This is a genomic window from Kitasatospora sp. NPDC002551, from assembly GCF_040296005.1.
Lineage (GTDB): Bacteria > Actinomycetota > Actinomycetes > Streptomycetales > Streptomycetaceae > Kitasatospora.
Genome location: NZ_JBEOWI010000038.1, coordinates 50,182 through 67,807, shown reverse-complemented (window position 1 = coordinate 67,807; position 17,626 = coordinate 50,182). Strand labels below are relative to the sequence as shown.

15 protein-coding genes and 1 pseudogene are annotated in these 17,626 nt (G+C 74.2%); 9 read left to right on the top strand and 7 right to left on the bottom strand.

Annotation, left to right across the window (positions count from 1 at the left end; all coding sequences use genetic code 11):
* The first annotated feature begins 168 nt into the window (after positions 1-168).
* The 3 genes from recA (at position 169) to rny (ending at position 3,991) form a co-directional block, all read left to right on the top strand.
* The gene (gene recA, locus ABT093_RS27750) at positions 169-1,281 is read left to right on the top strand and encodes a recombinase RecA (protein ID WP_350569105.1); all 1,113 of its coding nucleotides are present in this window, start codon (positions 169-171) and stop codon (positions 1,279-1,281) included.
* A 4-nt stretch (positions 1,282-1,285) separates the two neighbouring features.
* Complete coding sequence (locus ABT093_RS27745; RefSeq protein WP_350569104.1) at positions 1,286-2,320, top strand: RecX family transcriptional regulator; 1,035 nt, start codon at positions 1,286-1,288, stop codon at positions 2,318-2,320.
* 219 nt (positions 2,321-2,539) lie between these two features.
* On the top strand, positions 2,540-3,991 hold the full coding sequence (gene rny, locus ABT093_RS27740; RefSeq protein WP_350569103.1) for a ribonuclease Y: 1,452 nt from the start codon (positions 2,540-2,542) through the stop codon (positions 3,989-3,991).
* A 79-nt stretch (positions 3,992-4,070) separates the two neighbouring features.
* Here the strand turns inward: rny and ABT093_RS27735 are convergent, their stop codons facing one another.
* From ABT093_RS27735 to ABT093_RS27715, 5 genes are all read right to left on the bottom strand, one after another.
* Positions 4,071-5,801, bottom strand: coding sequence for an FAD-dependent monooxygenase (locus ABT093_RS27735; RefSeq protein ID WP_350569101.1), 1,731 nt, complete (start codon positions 5,799-5,801; stop codon positions 4,071-4,073).
* Positions 5,802-5,935: 134 nt separating this feature from the next.
* Entirely contained in the window at positions 5,936-6,787 is an 852-nt protein-coding gene (locus ABT093_RS27730) for an amino acid ABC transporter permease (protein ID WP_350569099.1), read from the bottom strand.
* Positions 6,784-7,437 carry an amino acid ABC transporter permease gene (locus ABT093_RS27725; protein WP_350569098.1) on the bottom strand — a complete coding sequence of 218 codons (654 nt, stop codon included), beginning with the start codon at positions 7,435-7,437 and terminating at the stop codon, positions 6,784-6,786. Before ABT093_RS27725 ends, ABT093_RS27730 begins: the two co-directional genes overlap by 4 nt.
* Before the next feature lie 47 nt (positions 7,438-7,484).
* Entirely contained in the window at positions 7,485-8,393 is a 909-nt protein-coding gene (locus ABT093_RS27720) for a glutamate ABC transporter substrate-binding protein (protein ID WP_350569096.1), read from the bottom strand.
* Positions 8,394-8,544: 151 nt separating this feature from the next.
* The gene (locus ABT093_RS27715) at positions 8,545-9,318 is read right to left on the bottom strand and encodes an amino acid ABC transporter ATP-binding protein (RefSeq protein WP_350569095.1); all 774 of its coding nucleotides are present in this window, start codon (positions 9,316-9,318) and stop codon (positions 8,545-8,547) included.
* A gap of 438 nt (positions 9,319-9,756) precedes the next feature.
* On the opposite strand from ABT093_RS27715, the gene ABT093_RS27710 reads away from it, so the two are divergent.
* Positions 9,757-10,512, top strand: a complete 756-nt coding sequence (locus ABT093_RS27710; protein WP_350569093.1) for a response regulator transcription factor — start codon at positions 9,757-9,759, stop codon at positions 10,510-10,512.
* A gap of 6 nt (positions 10,513-10,518) precedes the next feature.
* Complete coding sequence (locus ABT093_RS27705; RefSeq protein ID WP_350569092.1) at positions 10,519-11,958, top strand: sensor histidine kinase; 1,440 nt, start codon at positions 10,519-10,521, stop codon at positions 11,956-11,958.
* Positions 11,959-11,994: 36 nt separating this feature from the next.
* On the opposite strand, the gene ABT093_RS27700 is transcribed toward ABT093_RS27705, so the two are convergent.
* Positions 11,995-13,002 carry a TAXI family TRAP transporter solute-binding subunit gene (locus ABT093_RS27700; protein WP_350569090.1) on the bottom strand — a complete coding sequence of 336 codons (1,008 nt, stop codon included), beginning with the start codon at positions 13,000-13,002 and terminating at the stop codon, positions 11,995-11,997.
* 73 nt (positions 13,003-13,075) lie between these two features.
* Between ABT093_RS27700 and miaB the strand changes: the two genes are divergently transcribed.
* Both miaB and ABT093_RS27690 read left to right on the top strand, forming a co-directional pair.
* Positions 13,076-14,578, top strand: coding sequence for a tRNA (N6-isopentenyl adenosine(37)-C2)-methylthiotransferase MiaB (miaB, locus tag ABT093_RS27695; protein ID WP_350569089.1), 1,503 nt, complete (start codon positions 13,076-13,078; stop codon positions 14,576-14,578).
* An 82-nt stretch (positions 14,579-14,660) separates the two neighbouring features.
* Positions 14,661-15,359, top strand: a complete 699-nt coding sequence (locus ABT093_RS27690) for a class III extradiol dioxygenase subunit B-like domain-containing protein (protein WP_350569087.1) — start codon at positions 14,661-14,663, stop codon at positions 15,357-15,359.
* 39 nt (positions 15,360-15,398) lie between these two features.
* Here the strand turns inward: ABT093_RS27690 and ABT093_RS27685 are convergent, their stop codons facing one another.
* Positions 15,399-15,683: an antitoxin gene (locus ABT093_RS27685; RefSeq protein ID WP_350569085.1), complete on the bottom strand. Its 285-nt coding sequence runs from the start codon at positions 15,681-15,683 to the stop codon at positions 15,399-15,401.
* 147 nt (positions 15,684-15,830) lie between these two features.
* Here ABT093_RS27685 and miaA point away from each other — a divergent pair.
* Positions 15,831-16,766 (top strand): annotated as a pseudogene (miaA, locus tag ABT093_RS27680) (tRNA (adenosine(37)-N6)-dimethylallyltransferase MiaA); the annotation flags it as partial.
* Positions 16,767-17,017: 251 nt separating this feature from the next.
* Positions 17,018-17,569: a hypothetical protein gene (locus ABT093_RS27675; RefSeq protein WP_350569084.1), complete on the top strand. Its 552-nt coding sequence runs from the start codon at positions 17,018-17,020 to the stop codon at positions 17,567-17,569.
* Positions 17,570-17,626: the final 57 nt, after the last annotated feature.

Here is a 17,626-nt window from a genome sequence, read left to right as displayed (position 1 = left end):
CCCCGGGAGCGGGGCTCGAACGGCCCCGGCTTGATTCGAACACTTGTTCTTTGTACTCTCCGGCGCAGAGTTCTCCCCAGGCAGAGCCGGGTCGGAGCCGATTGTCGGTGGGACGCGCTAGCGTCGAGGACGATGAAGCGCACAGCACAGAACCCGAGGGTGGAAGCCATGGCAGGTACGGACCGCGAGAAGGCCCTTGAGACGGCGCTCGCCCAGATCGAGCGACAGTTCGGCAAGGGCTCGGTGATGCGCCTCGGCGAGAAGGCCAACGAGCCGGTCGAGGTGATCTCCACCGGGTCCACCGCCCTGGACGTCGCCCTCGGGGTCGGCGGCATCCCGCGCGGCCGGGTGATCGAGATCTACGGCCCCGAGTCCTCCGGCAAGACCACGCTGACCCTGCACCTGGCGGCCAACGCCCAGAAGGCCGGCGGCACCGTCGCCTTCGTCGACGCGGAGCACGCGCTCGACCCGGAGTACGCCAAGAAGCTCGGCGTGGACACCGACGCCCTGCTGGTCAGCCAGCCGGACACCGGTGAGCAGGCCCTGGAGATCACCGACATGCTGATCCGCTCCGGCGCGATCGACCTGGTGATCATCGACTCCGTGGCGGCGCTGGTCCCGCGCGCGGAGATCGAGGGCGAGATGGGCGACTCGCACGTCGGTCTGCAGGCCCGGCTGATGAGCCAGGCGCTGCGGAAGATCGCCGGTGCGCTGAACCAGTCGAACACCACCGCGATCTTCATCAACCAGCTGCGCGAGAAGATCGGCGTGATGTTCGGCTCGCCGGAGACGACGACCGGTGGCCGGGCGCTGAAGTTCTACGCCTCGGTCCGCCTGGACATCCGCCGGATCGAGACCCTGAAGGACGGCACCGAGGCGGTCGGCAACCGCACCCGGGTCAAGGTCGTGAAGAACAAGGTCGCCGCGCCGTTCAAGCAGGCCGAGTTCGACATCCTCTACGGCGTGGGCATCAGCCGCGAGGGCGGCCTGATCGACATGGGCGTCGAGCACGGCTTCATCCGCAAGTCGGGTGCCTGGTACACCTACGAGGGCGACCAGCTCGGCCAGGGCAAGGAGAACGCCCGCAACTTCCTGCGGGACAACCCGCAGCTGGCCGACGAGATCGAGCGCAAGATCAAGGGCAAGCTGGGCATCGGCCCGAAGGTCGAGGAGCCGGCCGAGGCCGCGGCGGCGGATGCTGCCGAGGGCGCGGCCAAGCCGATCACCGCGACCGCCGCCAAGACGGCCGCGGCGAAGAAGACGGCGGCCGCCAAGGCCTGAGCCGTTGACGCAGCACAGTGGCGGGCCGACGGGCCCGGAGGACGACGACTACGGGCCGCCGGACTGGTTCGCGGCCGTGGCCGAGCCGGAGCCCGCGTCCGCACCAGGGTCCGGCCCGGACGCCGGGCGGGTGCGCCGGTCCGCGCCGGCGGCCGCGCCGGAGCGTGCCCGGTCCGCGCGGCGGCCCGAGGCACGCCCGGCGGACACGGGGGAGCTCGGGCTCGTCTCCGCCTCCGAGCTGCCGGCGGGGCGGCGGCGTCGCCGCTCGGCGCTGGCGGAGGAGCGGTTCCCCGGCGGGCCCGCCGGCGGGGGCGAGGAGGACGACGGAGCGGGGGCGGCCGGTCACGGGGGTGCGGCCGGCCCCGCCCCGGCGTTCCCGCAGGAGCGGCCGAAGCGGCGCTCCGGCCGCACCCGGCGCGGCGCCGACCGTGACGGCACCGACCCCGACGGCACCGGCGGCGCCGACGGTCCGGACGTGGACGGCCCCGGTGCGCCCCGGCGCCGCCGCCCCGAGGAGCCGGCCGACCCCGAGAGCCGGGCCCGGGACATCTGCCTGCGCCTGCTCACCGGCGCGGCCAAGACCCGCAAGCAGCTCGCCGACGCCCTGCGCAAGCGGGAGATCCCGGACGAGGTCGCCGAGGAGGTGCTGACCCGGCTGGAGGAGGTCGGGCTGATCGACGACGCCGCCTTCGCCCGGGCCTGGGTGGAGTCCCGGCACAGCGTCCGCAGTCTGTCCCGGCGCGCGCTGGCGCAGGAGCTGCGGACCAAGGGCGTCGCCGGTGACCTCGCCGAGCAGGCCCTCGCCCAGGTCGACCAGGACGACGAGACCGAGGCGGCCCGCGCCCTGGTCGAACGCCGGCTGCGGACCACCCGGGGCCTGGAACGGCAGACCCGCACCCGCCGGCTGGTCGGGATGCTGGCCCGGCGCGGCTACTCCGAAGGGCTGGCCTTCCGGGTGGTCCGGGAGGCGCTGGACGAGGAGGAGGCCGGCGCCGGGGAGCAGGACGGGGCGTACGGGGACACGGCGTACGAGGACTGACGCCCGGGTCACCGGGGGTTACCCGAGGGTTGGTCAACTGCCTGGCCAGTCTTGACCGTTTCGTAACCCACGCCTAGCCTCGCACTCAGTGCGGGAGCACGTCGATCATCCCTCGGCCACCCCCGGCCGCGCTCCGGCCGTGCCTGCGACCGGGCGGTTCCGGGCCGGCCGCGCGACGGTCCCGGGCGGCGTGCCGCGGCTGGACGGGGAGTGGGCAGCATGAGGATCGCGGTGGGCGCCGGACCGGCCGTCTCCCTGCTGGCGGCGGCCGTGGTGGCGGCCCTGGTGACGGCCTGGCTGCTGGCCCGGCGGTTCCGCAGCGCGCAGCGCCGCGCCGCCGCCGAGACCGAGCGGGCGCGGCGGCGCACCGAGCGGCAGGCGGACCGGCAGCGCGCCGAACTCGACCGGCGCGAGGAGTGGTTGGCCGGGGAGCTCGACCGGCTGCGTGCCCGCGAGGGCGAACTCGCCGAGCGGACGGCCGAACTGGCGCGCGTGAGGGGCGAGGCCGACGAGCTGGTCCGGCACCGGGCGGCCGAACTGGAGCGTACCGCCGGGCTCTCCGCGGAGCAGGCCCGCGCCGAACTCGTCCGCGCGGCCGAGGCGCAGGCCCGCCGGGAGGCGGCGGTCACCGTCCGGGAGATCGAGCGCGCCGCCCGCGAGGAGGGCGAGCAACGGGCCCGGGGCATCGTGGCCGGGGCGATCCAGCGGCTGGCGGCCGAGCAGACCGCCGAGACCGCGGTGTCGGTGTTCCGGCTGCCCACCGAGGAGATGAAGGGCCGGGTGATCGGGCGCGAGGGCCGCAACATCAAGACCTTCGAGTCCGTCACCGGCGTCAATCTGATCATCGACGACACCCCGGCGGTGGTGCAGCTCTCCTGCTTCGACCCGGTCCGCCGGGAGACCGCCCGGCTCACCCTGGAGCAGCTGGTCGAGGACGGCCGGATCCACCCGCTGCGGATCGAGCACGTGCACGCGCGCAGCCGTGCGGAGGTCGAACGCCGCTGCGTGCGGGCGGGCGAGGACGCGCTGCTGGCCGTCCGGGTCGGCGGCATGCATCCGGAGCTGGTCCGCACCCTGGGCACCCTGCGCTACCGGGCCTCGTACGGGCAGAACGTGCTCGGCCACCTGGTGGAGTCGGCGCACCTGGCCGGGATGATGGCCGCCGAACTCGGGGTGGACCCGGAGCCGGTGCGGCGCGCGGCGCTGCTGCACGACATCGGCAAGGCGCTGACCCACGAGGTCGAGGGCAGCCACGCGGCGGTCGGCGCGGACTTCGCCCGGCGGCACGACGAGCCGGCGGACGTGGTGCACGCGATCGCCGCGCACCACGGCGAGGTGGAGCCGAAGACGGTGGAGGCGGTGCTGGTCCAGGCCGCGGACGCCTGTTCGGGCGGCCGCCCGGGGGCGCGCAAGGAGTCGCTGGAGGCGTACGTGCGCCGGCTGGAGCGGCTGGAGGAGATCGCCCGGGCGCACGACGGCGTGGCCGACGTCTACGCGATGCAGGCCGGCCGGGAGGTCCGGGTGATGGTCCGCCCGGAGGTGGTGGACGACCTCGGGGCGCAGGTGATCGCCCGGGAGGTCGCCAAGCAGGTCGCGGAGGAGCTGACCTACCCGGGCCAGATCCGGGTCACCGTCGTCCGGGAGAGCCGGGTCACCGAGGTCGCCCGCTAGCGGGCCCCAGGCCCCCTCGGCCGCAGACCCCCACGGCGTCGGGCCCCACGGCGTCGGGCCCCACGGCGTCAGGATCCCCTCAGCGGCCGGCGCCGTCGCCGCCCTGGGCGCCGGCCGACTGGGCGGCCGGCGGCTCCGGTTCGGGCCCGCCGGTGAGCGAGGCCGGGCCGCCCCGGGCCCGGTCGGCCAGCGCCTGGAGGTCCTCGCCGTCCGCGCCCTGGGTGACCCCGACCAGATGGCCGTCGGGCCGGATCAGCAGCACGGTGTGCGGGCCGGCACCCGGGTAGGCCTCGGTGACCAGGACCTCGGCCGGCACCGGCAGCGCGGCGGCGACCTCGGCCAGCCGGGGCATCAGCCCGGCGCCCAGCCAGCGCTCGGCGGACCAGACGGCGGTGCCGGGGGCGACCAACAGCAACAGGAACCCGGCGCCGAGCCGGGTGTGCAACTGGTCCGGGGTGCCGTCGGTGGTCAGCACCGGCAGGTCCGGGACGAGCACGCCGGGCGCGGTGGCGGGCAGCAGTTCGCTGAGCGAGGTGGCGCCGCGCGCGCCGCGCTGGACCGGGACCCGCCCGGGTACGCCGGAGGGGGCGGCCGGGTAGGCGGGGGCACCGCCGAACCGCCCGGTGCCGAGGTGCCCGTCGACGAGCAGCGGGGCGTGCTTGCGGAACGAGCCGGTGAACAGCGAGCGCCGGGTCTGCGCCCAGCCGCGCAGCGGGCGCAGCAGCGGCATGGCCTGGTCGACGGCGCGCAGGCGGGCGCCGACCGCGCCGCGCCGCTCGGCCTCGTAGCCGTCGAGCAGGGAGCCGCCGGGCTGCGGGCCACCGGAGTGGAGGTGCCAGGCGAGGGCGAGTCGCCAGGCGAGGTTGTCGGCGTCGCGCAGGCCGTCGGTGAGGTTCTGCATGCCGAGCGCGCCGTGCAGGTGGGCGGCGTCGCCGGCCAGGAAGCAGCGGCCGACCCGGAACCGGGCCGCCAGCCGCTGCTGGGCCGTGTGGTCGGCGGCGGCGAGCAGGTCGAACGTCGGGAGTTCGCCGCACCAGCCGGTGAGGGTGGCGGTGACCCGGGTGAGCAGGGTGTCGCCGGTGACGATGCCGGGCCAGGTGGCGTGCGGGTCGACCGGCTCGGTGACCGCGGGCCGGCCGGGCGGCAGCCGCCAGTCGAGCCGCCAGACGCCGTGCGGCAGCGGGCGGGCGGTGGCCTCGCGGTCGCCGCGCCACGGCGGCTCGCGGTGCAGCCGGGGCTCGGTGAACGGCAGGTCGACCCGGACGGTGGCGACGGCGCTGCGGTCGACGGCGGGCCGGCCGGGGAAGCGGATCTTCAGCATCTTGCGGACGGCCGAGCGGGCGCCGTCGCAGCCGACCAGGTGGCTGCCGCGCCACCAGGTCTCGGTGCCGTCCTTCGGGTTGCGGGTGAGCACGCTGACGCCGTCGCGGTCCTGTTCGAGCCGGGTGACCCGGCTGAGCGGGACCAGCCTGACCAGCGGGGTGCCGGTGAGGGCGTCCTGCAGTCCGCGCTGGAGGCGGTGCTGGGGCAGGTGCAGCACGGGGGTGTCGGCGAGGTCGATCCGGAGCACCTCCTGGCGGCGGCGCCAGACGGTGAAGGCGTCCCAGCGGGCGGCGTCGGCGACGGCCCGGGGGTAGCCGATCCTGCTGAGGAAGGCCGCGGTGTCGGCGCCGAGGACGACGCTGCGCGGGCTCTCCGGGCAGAGCCCGGAGCCCTCGTCGAGCACGACGGTCGGCACTTCGTGCCGGGCGAGCGCGAGGGCCAGGGCCAGGCCGACCGGCCCGGCCCCGACCACGATCACCGGGTCCATGCCGGACCCTTCGGATACGGACGGGTGCCGCGGACGCCGGAGCACGGGTCGGTCGCCGGCCTGCCGTCATATGCCGCGTGGATGCTCCCGGAAGGTGTCACGAAGAGCAATGCAACAGTTCGCCTGCGTGTCCGTCAAGCAGCAGGTGAAGTGCGCCGGTTCGCGCCGCTTCGCCCGCGTGCCTCGATCCACCGTGCGAGCGCGGTGAGCAGGAGGCACATCGCGATGTAGATGGGCCCGATCACCAGGACGACCGGGATGTACGGGAAGCCCGCGGCGTTCAGCGGCTGGGTCGCGATGGCCTTGCCGACGAAGAGTAGTTCGTTGTAGGTGATGACGAAGCCGAGCGAGGTGTCCTTGAGCGTCACGACCAGCTGGCCGAGCATCGAGGGCAGCATCGAGCGGACCGCCTGCGGGACCAGGATGGTCGTCATCACCTGGGTCTTGCGCATCCCGAGCGCGTACGCGGCCTCGCCCTGGCCCCGGGGGACGGCGTTGACGCCGCTGCGGATGATCTCCGCCTGGACCGAGCCGTTGTACAGGGTGAGCCCGAGCACCAGCGCCCACATCGGCTCCTTGGCGAAGAACCCGTAGTAGAGCGCGACGATCAGGATCAGCAGCGGCATCGCCCGGAAGAACTGGACGAAGGAGACGCACGCCCAGCGCACCGGCCGGTGGTCGGAGAGCTGCCCGGCGGCCAGCAGCGCGCCCAGCACCAGCGAGAACACCGCCGCCAGCCCGAAGGCCTGCAGGGTGGCGACCAGCCCGTCGACGATCCGCTGCTGGATGGTCGTGTACTGGAACGCGTCCCAGAGCTGGGGGTCGAACTGGCCGTTGTCGTTCAGCGCGCTGAAGGCGTACCAGAACAGTCCGGCGATGCCGAGCAGTGAGAGCACCCCGAAGACCCGGTAGCGGGCGAGGGCCTTGGGGCCGGGGGCGTCGTAGAGGACGCCGGCCGTCGTGGAACGGGTGAGGAGCTTGCTCATCGGGCCACCGCCAGTCGGGACTCCAGGAAGCGGAACAACAGGGCGACAGTGGCGCTGATCAGCAGGTAGGCGCAGGCCACCCAGAAGAAGATCGCGAAGATCGAGTAGCCGTCCCCGTCGGAGAAGCCCTGCTGGACGCTGTACAGCTCGCCGACGCTGAACGCGCCGGCGATCGCGGAGTTCCTCGGGAGTGCGATGAAGACGCTGCTCATCGGCGCCAGCACGGCTCGGGCCGCCTGGGGCAGGACGACCTGGGTGAGGGTCTGACCGAAGGTCAGGCCGAGGCTGCGGGCGGCCTCGGCCTGACCGAGCGGCACCGTGTTGATGCCGGAGCGCAGCACCTCGCAGACGAACGCGGCGGTGTAGCCGCCGAGCGCCAGGACCGCGAAGGTGAGGTGGTCGAAGTGCACGCCGAGCGGCGGGAGGCCGAAGGTCACGGCGAAGAACAGCACGGTCAGCGGGGTGTTGCGGAAGACCGTCACCCAGGCGGTGCCGAAGGCCCGCAGGGCCGGGATCGGGGAGACCCGGAAGGCCGCCAGCAGGGTGCCCAGCAGCAGGGCGAGCAGCGCGCTGAGCGCGCTGAGCACGATCGTCTGCAGGAAGCCGTCGCGGAACAGCGCGAAGTTGCCGTCCTCGAACAGGAAGCCCATCCGGCGGCCCTCCTCTCAGGGGTTCGTCGACTCGGGGGAGTGGGGGATCAGTAGCGGTCGAGGGCCGGCGGCTGCGGCGCGGTGGAACCGGAGAGGCCGAGGGTGGCGTCGTAGGCCTTCTTCCAGTCGCCGTTGTCCTGGTGGGCCTTGATCGCGTCGCTGATCGCGTCGCGCAGCGCCTTGTCGTCCTTGTTCAGGCCGACGCCGTAGTTCTCCTTGGTGAAGGGCTGGCCGACCACCTTGAGCTTGGGCGCGTACTTGGAGGCGTAGCCCTTGAGGATGGCGTCGTCGGTGGTGACCGCGTCGACCTCGCCCGACATCAGCTTCTCGACGCAGGCCGAGTAGGTGTCGAACTGGGTGATCTTCGGCGAGTACTTCTCGATGTTCTTGATCGAGGTCGAGCCGGTGGCGGTGCAGACGTTCTTGCCGTTCAGCGAGTCCGGGCCGGTGATCGTGGTGTTGTCGGCCTTGACCAGCAGGTCCTGGCCGGCGATGTAGTACGGGCCGGCGAAGGAGACGGTCTTCTTGCGCTCGTCGTTGATGCTGTAGGTGCCGACGTAGAAGTCGATCTGGCCCTTGGAGATGGCCGGCTCGCGCTGCGAGGAGACCAGGGTCTGCCACTTGATCTGCTGCGGGGTGAAGCCGAGATCGGCGGCGACCATCTTGGCGATCTCGATGTCGAAGCCGCTGCGGTCGCCGGTGGCGAGGTCCTCGAAGCCGAGGAAGGGCTGGTCGGCCTTGGCGCCGATGATCAGCTGGCCGCGCTGCTTGGCGGCGGCCAGGATCGCCGAGTCCACCTTGACGTCGGACTTCACGGTGTAGGTGGGCAGCGCGGGCGCGCTGCTGCCGCCGGCCCCGGTGGCGGCGGCGCCGGGGGTGCCGTCCTTGCCGCAGGCGGCGGTGGCGGTGAGCGCGATGGCACAGAGCGCGACGGCGAAGGTGCGACGGGTCCTCATGGGGGTCTCCTCGGGCTGGGCCACGGGTCAACCGGGCTCTGGCGAAGGCAGGTCGGAACGATCGGGCAGGCAGGCAGGCAGGCAGGCAGGTGGGCGGGCAGGCGGACGCGGCGGCGCCCTTGCCGCCGCCGGCCGGGACCGGCCCGGGGGATCAGTGGTGCAGGATCTTGGAGAGGAAGTCCTTGGCGCGGTCGGAGCGCGGCGCGGTGAAGAAGGCGTCCGGGGTGTTCTGCTCGACGATCCGGCCGTCGGCCATGAACAGCACCCGGTTGGCGGCGGAGCGGGCGAAGCCCATCTCGTGGGTGACCACCACCATCGTCATGCCGTCGGCGGCCAACTGGCGCATGACCTCCAGCACTTCGTTGATCATCTCGGGGTCGAGCGCCGAGGTGGGCTCGTCGAAGAGCATCACCTTCGGGTTCATCGCCAGCGCCCGGGCGATCGCCACGCGCTGCTGCTGGCCGCCGGACAGCTGGGCCGGGTACTTCGCGGCCTGGGCGCCGACGCCGACCCGGTCCAGCAGTTCCCGGGCGGTCTCCACGGCCTTGTCCCTGGCGATGCCGCGGACCTTCACCTGGCCGAGGACGACGTTCTCCAGCACGGTCTTGTGCGCGAACAGGTTGAAGCTCTGGAACACCATGCCGACCTCGGCCCGCAGCCGGGCCAGCTCCCGGCCCTCGGCGGGCAGCGGGCGGCCGTCGATGGTGATCGTTCCGGAGTCGACGGTCTCCAGCCGGTTGATCGTCCGGCACAGCGTGGACTTGCCCGAGCCGGAGGGGCCGATCAGCACGACCACCTCGCCCTGGTGGATCTCCAGGTCGATGTCCTGCAGCACGTGCAGCGCACCGAAGTGCTTGTTCACGTTGTGCAGGACCACCAGCGGGGCGGCGTCGGCACGGGACTCCTTGTCGAGGCTCGTGGTCATCGTGCCGGCTCCCTCGGGTCGGCCCGCGGGAGTGAACTCCCTTGGGCGGCAGTGGTGGTAGGAATCCGGGGGCCGCGACCGGCGGAGTCGCGGCCCTCGGTGGGGTGACCATAGGAGTCCTGACGACGCCACGTCAGCCGATCTGAGCGGAACTTGAGGATCACGATCCGGCCACACGATCGGCGGGTCCTGTTCACCGGCGGCCGGGGCGGGCACAGTGGCAGCGTCCGCGGCCGCGGCGGGCGTGATCGCGGAGCCCCCGCGGAGCCCCGGCGGGGCCGGCCGCCCCGGTCCCCGCCCCCGGCCGAGCCTGGCGTCCGGGCCGTCCCTGGCCCATACTGCGCAGAACCGGGACATGCCCGGCAGGGGGAGCCGTCGGCACCGCGCGACGGCCGCGGGACAGACCCCCGGAGAACCGTCCGGGAGAGGAGGAGAAACATGCGACTGCTGCTCGTCGAGGACGACGAACGCGTGGCCGCCGCGCTGGTCGCGGTCCTGGGCCGGCACGGATTCCAGGTCCGGCACGCCCGCAGCGGCCACGAGGCGCTGGACGCCCTGGTGCCGGACGGCAACGAGCCCTACCGGGTCGTCCTGCTCGACCTCGGCCTGCCCGACCGGGACGGCTTCGAGGTCTGCAGCCGGATCCGCGCCGGCAGCGGCGTGCCGGTGATCATGGTGACCGCGCGCGCCGACATACGCTCCCGGATCCACGGCCTCAACCTCGGCGCCGACGACTACGTGACCAAGCCCTACGACATGGGTGAACTGCTCGCCCGGATCCACGCCGTGGCCCGCCGCGGCGCCGCGCCGGCCGCCGTCGCGGTGCCCGCCCCGGACGCCGTCCCGCAGCAGCGCGGCCCGCTGGAGTCCCGCGGCATCGTGATCGACCGCGAACGCCGCCGGGTCAGCGTCGACGGCCGGGACGTCCCGCTCACCCGCAAGGAGTTCGACCTGCTGGCGCTGCTCGCCCAGAGCCCCGGCGTGGTCTACCGCCGCGAGCAGATCTTCAGCGAGGTCTGGCGCAGCGGCTGGGAGGGCAACGGCCGCACCCTGGAGGTGCACATCGGCTCGCTGCGCACCAAGCTCGCCCTGCCCGGCCTGGTCGAGGCCGTCCGGGGCGTCGGCTACCGGCTGATACCCGAGTGCCCGGCCGCGGCCGGTGACACCCCGCCCCCGGCCCGCGCGGAGCGCTGACCGCACGTGCGCACCCGCCTGCTCGGCATCCTGCTCGCGCTGATGCTCTGCGTGCTCGCCGCGCTCGGCATGCCGCTCGCGGCGGCGTTCGCGGCCGCCGAGCAGAGCCGGGTGGTCGTCGACCGGCTCGACGACGCCGCCCGGTTCGCCCAGGACCTGCCGACCTCCGGGCTCTCCGGTCTGGAGTCGGCGCTCAAGGGGGACCCGCAGCCCGCCCCCGGCGACGTCAGCCGCCGGCACGCGCTGGACGCCGAGGTGGCGCGCTACCACGAGCTCTACGGGGTGCGGATCGGCATCTTCCAGCGCGACGGCATGCCGATCGCGGTGGCACCGGCCGGCTGGGGGGTGCCCTCGGAGGGCTGGGGCGACCAGGCCTTCCAGGAGGCGCTGGACGGCCGGCGCAGCCACAATCCGCCGCAGGTGTGGCCGTGGACCCCGGACCGCACGCTCACCGTCGCCACCCCGGTGGTCCGCGACGGCGACGTGGTCGCCGTGGTGCTCAGCGAGTCCCCGACCGCCGCGCTGCGCGCCCGGGTGGTGCGCAAGTGGCTGGTGATCGGCGCCGGCGAGGCCGCCGCGATGATCGTCGCGGTGCTGCTCGCCGCCCGGCTCACCGAATGGGTGCTGCGTCCGGTCCGCACCCTGGACCGGGCCACCCACGACATCGCCACCGGCCGGATGAACGCCCGGGTGGCGTCCGGCGGCGGCCCGCCCGAGCTGCAGCGGCTGGCCCGCTCGTTCAACGAGATGGCCGACCACGTGGTGCTCGCCCTGGACCAGCAGAAGGCCTTCGTCGCCGACGCCTCGCACCAGCTGCGCAACCCGCTGGCGGCGCTGCTGCTGCGGGTCGAGGTGCTCGGTCTGGAGCTGCCCGAGGGGCACGAGGAGGAGCTCGGCGGGGTCCGCGAGGAGGGCGTCCGGCTGGCCCGGGTGCTCGACGACCTGCTCGGGCTGGCCACCGCCGAGCACGCCCGCCCCGAACCCGAGCCCACCGACCTGGCCGTGCTCACCCTGGAGCGGGTGGACGCCTGGCGGCCGCTGGCCGGTCAGCGCGGGATCGAGCTGGCCTGGGAGGGCCCGGCGCTGGCGCTCGGCCTGGCCGACCCGATCGGCTTCGGCAGCGCGCTGGACGCGGTGCTCGACAACGCGCTCAAGTTCGGCCCCGGGGGGAGCCGGGTGCGGGTGCTGGTCGCGGTGCGGCGCGAGGAGGTCGCGGTGACCGTCTCGGACCAGGGCCCCGGCCTCACCGAGGAGGAGCTGGCCCGGGTCGGCGACCGCTTCTGGCGCAGCACCCGGCACCAGAACGTGGACGGGTCGGGCCTGGGCCTGTCGATCGCCCGCACCCTGCTCCAGGCGGCCGGCGGCTCGCTCACCTTCGGGACGGCGACCCCGTCGGGCCTCGCCGTCACCCTCGCGGTGCCCCGGGCCGGGCGCAAGAAGGCCTAGCGGGAAGGACCGGCGGGAAGGCCCGGCGGGAAGGCCTCAGGGCTTCACCGAGCGGTAGTAGCGGGCGGCGCCCTCGTGCAGGGGGAGGGGGTCGGTGTAGACGGCGGTGCGCAGGTCGACCAGCTGGGCGGCGTGCACCTGGGCGCCGATCTGGTCGCGGCTGTCGATCACCGCCCGGGTCATGCCCTGGACCAGGTCGGCGTTCACGTCGGCCCGGGTGATCAGCAGGTTGGGCACGGCGACGGTGGCGACCTCGTCCTGGGGCTCGGCGTTGGGGTAGGTGCCCTTCGGCATGGTGGCCGCCCGGTAGGCGTCCGTGCCGCCGCCCTCGACCAGGTGGATGGTCTCGGCGAGGTCGCCCAGTGGCACGATCCGGATCCGGACGTGCTCGGACAGCGTGGTGAGCGCGCTGGTCGGCAGGCCGCCGGACCAGAAGAACGCGTCCAGCCCGCCCGCCCGCAGCTCGTTCGCGGCGTCGGTGATGCCCAGGAAGGCCGGGGCGATGTCGCGGTCGGGGTCCAGCCCGGCAGCCGCCAGCAGCCTGCGGGTCACCAGGTTCACGCCGGAGAGCGACTGGCCGACGCCGACCCGCAGGCCCTTGAGGTCGGCGGCGCGGCGCACCGGGGAGTCGGCCGGCACGACCAGCTGCAGGTAGTCGTCGTAGAGCCGGGCGATGGCCCGCAGCTTCTCCCGGCCGGGGCCGGTGTACTGGGCCACGGCGTCGGCGGTGGCGATCGCGAAGTCGTCCCGGCCCGAGGTGACCCGGGCCAGGTTGTCGATCGAGCCCTCGGAGTTGTCCAGCTCCAGCCGCACCCCCGGCATGGCCTTGGCGAGGTGGGCGTCCAGCAGTTGCCCGTACCGGTCGTACACCCCCTGCTTCACGCCGGTGGCCAGCCTGGTCTCGCCGCGCGGGTAGCCGGTCGAGCCGCTCTCCGACAGCCACCAGCCGCCCAGGCCCGCGAGCACCAGGACGAGGACCAGCACGATCCGCCACAGCGGCCGGCGGGCCGCGGCGCGTAGGCGGGAGGGAGTGCTGGGGGCCATGCAGGGATAGTGCCAGGCGGGGGAGAAGAACGGGAGGGGGAAACCTCTTCACCGGTGCCCGTACCCTGGTCGGGTGAGCGGTGACAGCGGATCGAAGAGCTACAAGGTCGTCACGTACGGCTGCCAGATGAACGTCCACGACTCCGAGCGGCTCTCCGGGCTGCTGGAGGACGCGGGGTACGTCAAGGCGGGGCAGGACGGCGACCCCGACCTGGTGGTGTTCAACACCTGCGCGGTGCGGGAGAACGCCGACAACAAGCTGTACGGCAACCTCGGGCAGCTGGCCCCGGTCAAGAGCCGCCACCACGGCATGCAGATCGCCGTCGGCGGCTGCCTGGCGCAGAAGGACCGCGACACCATCGTCCGCAAGGCCCCCTGGGTCGACGTGGTCTTCGGCACCCACAACATCGGCCACCTGCCGGCCCTGCTGGAGCGGGCCGCGGTCGAGCGCAAGGCCCAGGTCGAGATCCTGGAGTCGCTGGAGACCTTCCCCTCCACGCTGCCCACCCGCCGCGAGTCCGCCTACGCCGCGTGGGTCGCGATCTCGGTCGGCTGCAACAACACCTGCACCTTCTGCATCGTCCCCGCGCTGCGCGGCAAGGAGGAGGACCGCCGCCCCGGCGACGTCCTCGCCGAGATCGGGGCGCTGGTCGACGAGGGCGTCATCGAGGTCACCCTGCTCGGCCAGAACGTCAACGCCTACGGTTCCGACCTGGGCGACCGCGAGGCCTTCTCCAAGCTGCTGCGCGCCGCCGGGCAGATCGAGGGCCTGGAGCGGATCCGCTTCACCTCGCCGCACCCGCGCGACTTCACCGACGACGTGATCGCCGCGATGGCCGAGACCCCGAGCGTGATGCACCAGCTGCACATGCCGCTGCAGTCCGGCTCCGACCGCGTCCTCAAGGCGATGCGCCGCTCCTACCGGCAGGAGCGTTTCCTCGGCATCATCCGCAAGGTGCGCGAGGCGATGCCGGACGCGGCCATCTCCACCGACATCATCGTCGGCTTCCCCGGCGAGACCGAGGAGGACTTCGAGGAGACCATGAAGGTCGTCCGCGAGGCCCGCTTCACCAACGCCTTCACCTTCCAGTACTCCAAGCGCCCGGGCACCCCGGCCGCCGAGATGGACGACCAGATCCCGAAGGCGGTCGTCCAGGCCCGCTACGACCGGCTGATCGCCCTCCAGGAGGAGATCTCCTGGGAGGAGAACAAGAAGCAGGTCGGCCGCACCCTGGAGATCCTGGTCGCCGAGGGCGAGGGCAAGAAGGACGACCGCACCGACCGGCTCTCCGGCCGGGCGCCGGACAACCGGCTCGTTCACTTCACCCGGCCCGCCGAGCCGGTCCGCCCGGGTGACACGGTCACCGTGGAGATCACCTACGCCGCGCCGCACCACCTGCTGGCCGAGGGCCCGGCGCTCGCCGTGCGCCGCACCCGGGCGGGCGACGCCTGGGAGAAGCGCCAGGCCAAGCCCGCCGCCAAGCCGGCCGGCGTGATGCTCGGCCTGCCGTCGATCGGCGCCCCGACGGCGCTGCTGCCGGCCGCCCCGGCCGGCGGCGCCTGCTGCGGGGACTGACCGCGCCGGAGCACGCGGGACGGCCCGGTGGGACCCCTCGGTCCCGCCGGGCCGTCCCGCGTTCTTGGCTAGAGTGATCCACATGCTGGTTGCCGCCGCCGTCTGTCCCTGTCCGCCGCTGCTCGTCCCGGAGGTCGCCGCCGGGGCGGCGCCGGAGCTGGAGCCGCTGCGCGCGGCCTGCGACGAGGCGCTCGCGGTGGTGCTGGCGGCCGCTCCGGAGCTGCTCGTGGTCGTCGGCACCGGGCCGCAGGCCGAGGTGTGGACCGAGGGCGGGGCCGGGTCGTTCCACCGGTACGGCGTGCCGCTGGTGGCCGCGCTGCCCGGCGGCCGGGCCGAGGGGCCGGAACTGGCGCCCGCGCTGACCGTCGGCGCCTGGCTGCTCGGCCGGGCCGGGGTGACGCTGCCGACGCACGCCTGCGCGGTGCCCGCCGACGCGCCCGCCGACCGGATGCTCGGGCTGGGCCGGGGGCTGGCCGGGCTGGCCGACCGGGTCGGGCTGCTGGTGATGGGCGACGGCAGCGCCTGCCGGTCGCTGAAGGCGCCCGGCTACCTGGACGAGCGGGCCGAGGGCTTCGACGCCGGGCTGGCGCGGGCGCTGGGCTCGGCGGACACCACCGCGCTGGCCGCGCTGGACCCGGGGCTGGCCGCCGAGCTGAAGGCCGAGGGCCGGGCGCCCTGGCAGGTGCTGGCCGGCGCCGCCGAGGGCGCCGGCCTCACCGCGCGGCTGGGCTACCAGGACGCCCCGTACGGCGTGGGGTACCTGGTCGCCTCCTGGAGCTGAGCCTCCCGGAGCCGGGCCGCGGGGCCCCGGCGGGGCCGGTCAGGCGGTCGGACCCGGGGAGCCGTCCGTCGGAGTGCCGGGAGCGCCAGGAGCGCCGGGAGTGCCGGGAGCGCCGGGCTTGTGGGCGAAGTCGTCGACGGCGTCCTTGGCCTTGCTGGTGCCGTGCTCGATCTTCTCGGTGTACTTGCCCTTGGTGGCCTTGTCGATCGCGCCGCCGGCCTTCTCCACCGCGCTCCCGATCTGATCGCTGTGCTTGCCGGCGAACTCGCTGGCCTTGTCCTTGAGCTCTCCGGCCTTGCCCTTGAGGTTGTCCATCAGACCCATGGCGCCTCACCCTTCCTCTCTGTCCCTCTCACAACGTCCGGCAGGACGGAACCGTTCGCAAGGGGACGGGCCGGTGGAAAACGGGTGCAACCGGGGCGCGGCGGGCCGGGCCGACGGCGGGCCGGCGTTCCCTGGCAGACTTGACCGGTGAGCAGCTCCACCACCGCCCAGTCCGCCCGCCCCCGCGTCGTCTCGGTCGTCGGCGCGACCGCCGCCGGCAAGTCCGACCTGGCCGTCGCCCTGGCCCGCGCCCTCGGCGGCGAGGTGATCAACACCGACTCGATGCAGCTCTACCGCGGCATGGACATCGGTACGGCCAAGCTCACCGAGGAGGAGCGCGGCGGCATCCCGCACCACCTGCTGGACGTCTGGGACGTCACCGAGGCCGCCAGCGTGGCCGAGTACCAGCGGCTGGCGCGGGCCGAGATCGACCGCCTGCTCGCGGCCGGACGCACCCCCGTCCTGGTCGGCGGCTCCGGCCTGTACGTCCGGGCGGCGATCGACGAGATGGACTTCCCGGGCACCGACCCCGCGGTCCGCGCCCGGCTGGAGGAGGAGCTGGAGCTGGCCGGCCCGTTCGCGCTGCACCGGCGGCTGGCCGAGCTGGACCCGCCCGCCGCGGAGGCGATCCTGACCAGCAACGGCCGGCGGATCGTCCGGGCGCTGGAGGTCATCGAGATCACCGGGCAGCCGTTCACCGCCAACCTGCCGAGCAACACCGCCGTGTACGAGGCGGTCCAGATCGGCGTCGCGGTGCCGCGTCCCGAACTGGACGAGCGGATCACCCTGCGGGTGGACCGGATGTGGCGGGCCGGGCTGCTGGACGAGGTGCGGGAGCTGGAGGGGGCCGGGCTGCGCGAGGGGCGGACGGCCTCCCGGGCGCTCGGCTACCAGCAGGTGCTGGACCACTTCGCCGGCCTGTGCACGGAGGACGAGGCGCGCGCCGAGACGGTCCGGGCCACCAAGCGCTTCGCCCGCCGCCAGGAGTCCTGGTTCCGTCGGGACGACCGGATCCACTGGCTCGCACGGCCGGCCGGCACCGACCCGGTCGAGCTGCTGGACCGCTCGCTGGAACTGATCGACCATCAGGAACTCGCCGTCCGACAGGCGCTTTCCGGCCATCCGGCGGTGCAGTTGCGCGCGCAGACGGGCGTGCAGGACGGCATGGCGGTCACGGCCGGATCACGTGATGGCCACGGATCACCCGCCGACCCCGGTCAGGCCCGGAACGCCACTCTGGACATGCCATCATCGATGCCGTAAGGGTCGGCCCGGCGGGCCGGCCGTGCCCGGCCGCGAGTCCGCGCTCGTGTCGAACTGTCAGGGGAGGCCGCGTGTCCACGGGTACCGGCCCCGAGACCGGCCGGAGCGCCAGGTCCGCGAACGGCGCGTCCGGCAACGGTGGTGGCCGTGCCACGGCGCAGGCCGGCGACCTCGACGCCTCGACGCTGCCCGACCTGCCGGTGCTGCCCGGCCTCGACGCGCCCACCTCGTACGCGGTCGCCCTGCCGGCCCTGGACACCCGCGCCCCCTCCGGCGCGGTGCACGAGCGGGAGATCCGCCCGCGCCGCCGGCTGCGCTGGTGGCAGACCCTGCCGATCGCCCTGGTGGCCACCGCCGGCTCGCTGATGTTCGCCTTCCCGCTGGCCTTCGGCTCGGCCGGGGCCGGTTCGGCGATGATCGGGATGCTCGGCCTGCTGCTCACCGCGGCCTCGCTCGGCTGGGGCGCGATGGCGGCCCGGCACGCGGGGTACAAGTGGCCCGGCCTGCCGCGCCGCGGCACCGGGGAGCGGGCCGGGTGGAAGGCGATCGTGATCTACACGCTGGTCGTGCTGGCCGCCTGCGCGCTGGCCCTGTGGCGGGTCGTCCGGCTGTCGGGTCGCTGAGGCGCCTGCGGGCCCTCCGGCTGTCGGGTCGGCAGCGGCTCGGGGCGGAACCGGAGG

What these genes read in the sequence shown, in the direction of transcription:
- rny (WP_350569103.1), top strand. Translation starts at nt 2,540, where the DNA reads ATGAGGATCGCGGTGGGCGCCGGACCGGCCGTCTCCCTGCTGGCGGCG.
- ABT093_RS27710 (WP_350569093.1), top strand. Translation starts at nt 9,757, where the DNA reads ATGCGACTGCTGCTCGTCGAGGACGACGAACGCGTGGCCGCCGCGCTG.
- ABT093_RS27685 (WP_350569085.1), bottom strand. Translation starts at nt 15,683, where the DNA reads ATGGGTCTGATGGACAACCTCAAGGGCAAGGCCGGAGAGCTCAAGGAC.
- ABT093_RS27715 (WP_350569095.1), bottom strand. Translation starts at nt 9,318, where the DNA reads ATGACCACGAGCCTCGACAAGGAGTCCCGTGCCGACGCCGCCCCGCTG.
- ABT093_RS27730 (WP_350569099.1), bottom strand. Translation starts at nt 6,787, where the DNA reads ATGAGCAAGCTCCTCACCCGTTCCACGACGGCCGGCGTCCTCTACGAC.
- ABT093_RS27690 (WP_350569087.1), top strand. Translation starts at nt 14,661, where the DNA reads ATGCTGGTTGCCGCCGCCGTCTGTCCCTGTCCGCCGCTGCTCGTCCCG.
- ABT093_RS27725 (WP_350569098.1), bottom strand. Translation starts at nt 7,437, where the DNA reads ATGGGCTTCCTGTTCGAGGACGGCAACTTCGCGCTGTTCCGCGACGGC.
- ABT093_RS27700 (WP_350569090.1), bottom strand. Translation starts at nt 13,002, where the DNA reads ATGGCCCCCAGCACTCCCTCCCGCCTACGCGCCGCGGCCCGCCGGCCG.
- ABT093_RS27720 (WP_350569096.1), bottom strand. Translation starts at nt 8,393, where the DNA reads ATGAGGACCCGTCGCACCTTCGCCGTCGCGCTCTGTGCCATCGCGCTC.
- ABT093_RS27735 (WP_350569101.1), bottom strand. Translation starts at nt 5,801, where the DNA reads ATGGACCCGGTGATCGTGGTCGGGGCCGGGCCGGTCGGCCTGGCCCTG.
- recA (WP_350569105.1), top strand. Translation starts at nt 169, where the DNA reads ATGGCAGGTACGGACCGCGAGAAGGCCCTTGAGACGGCGCTCGCCCAG.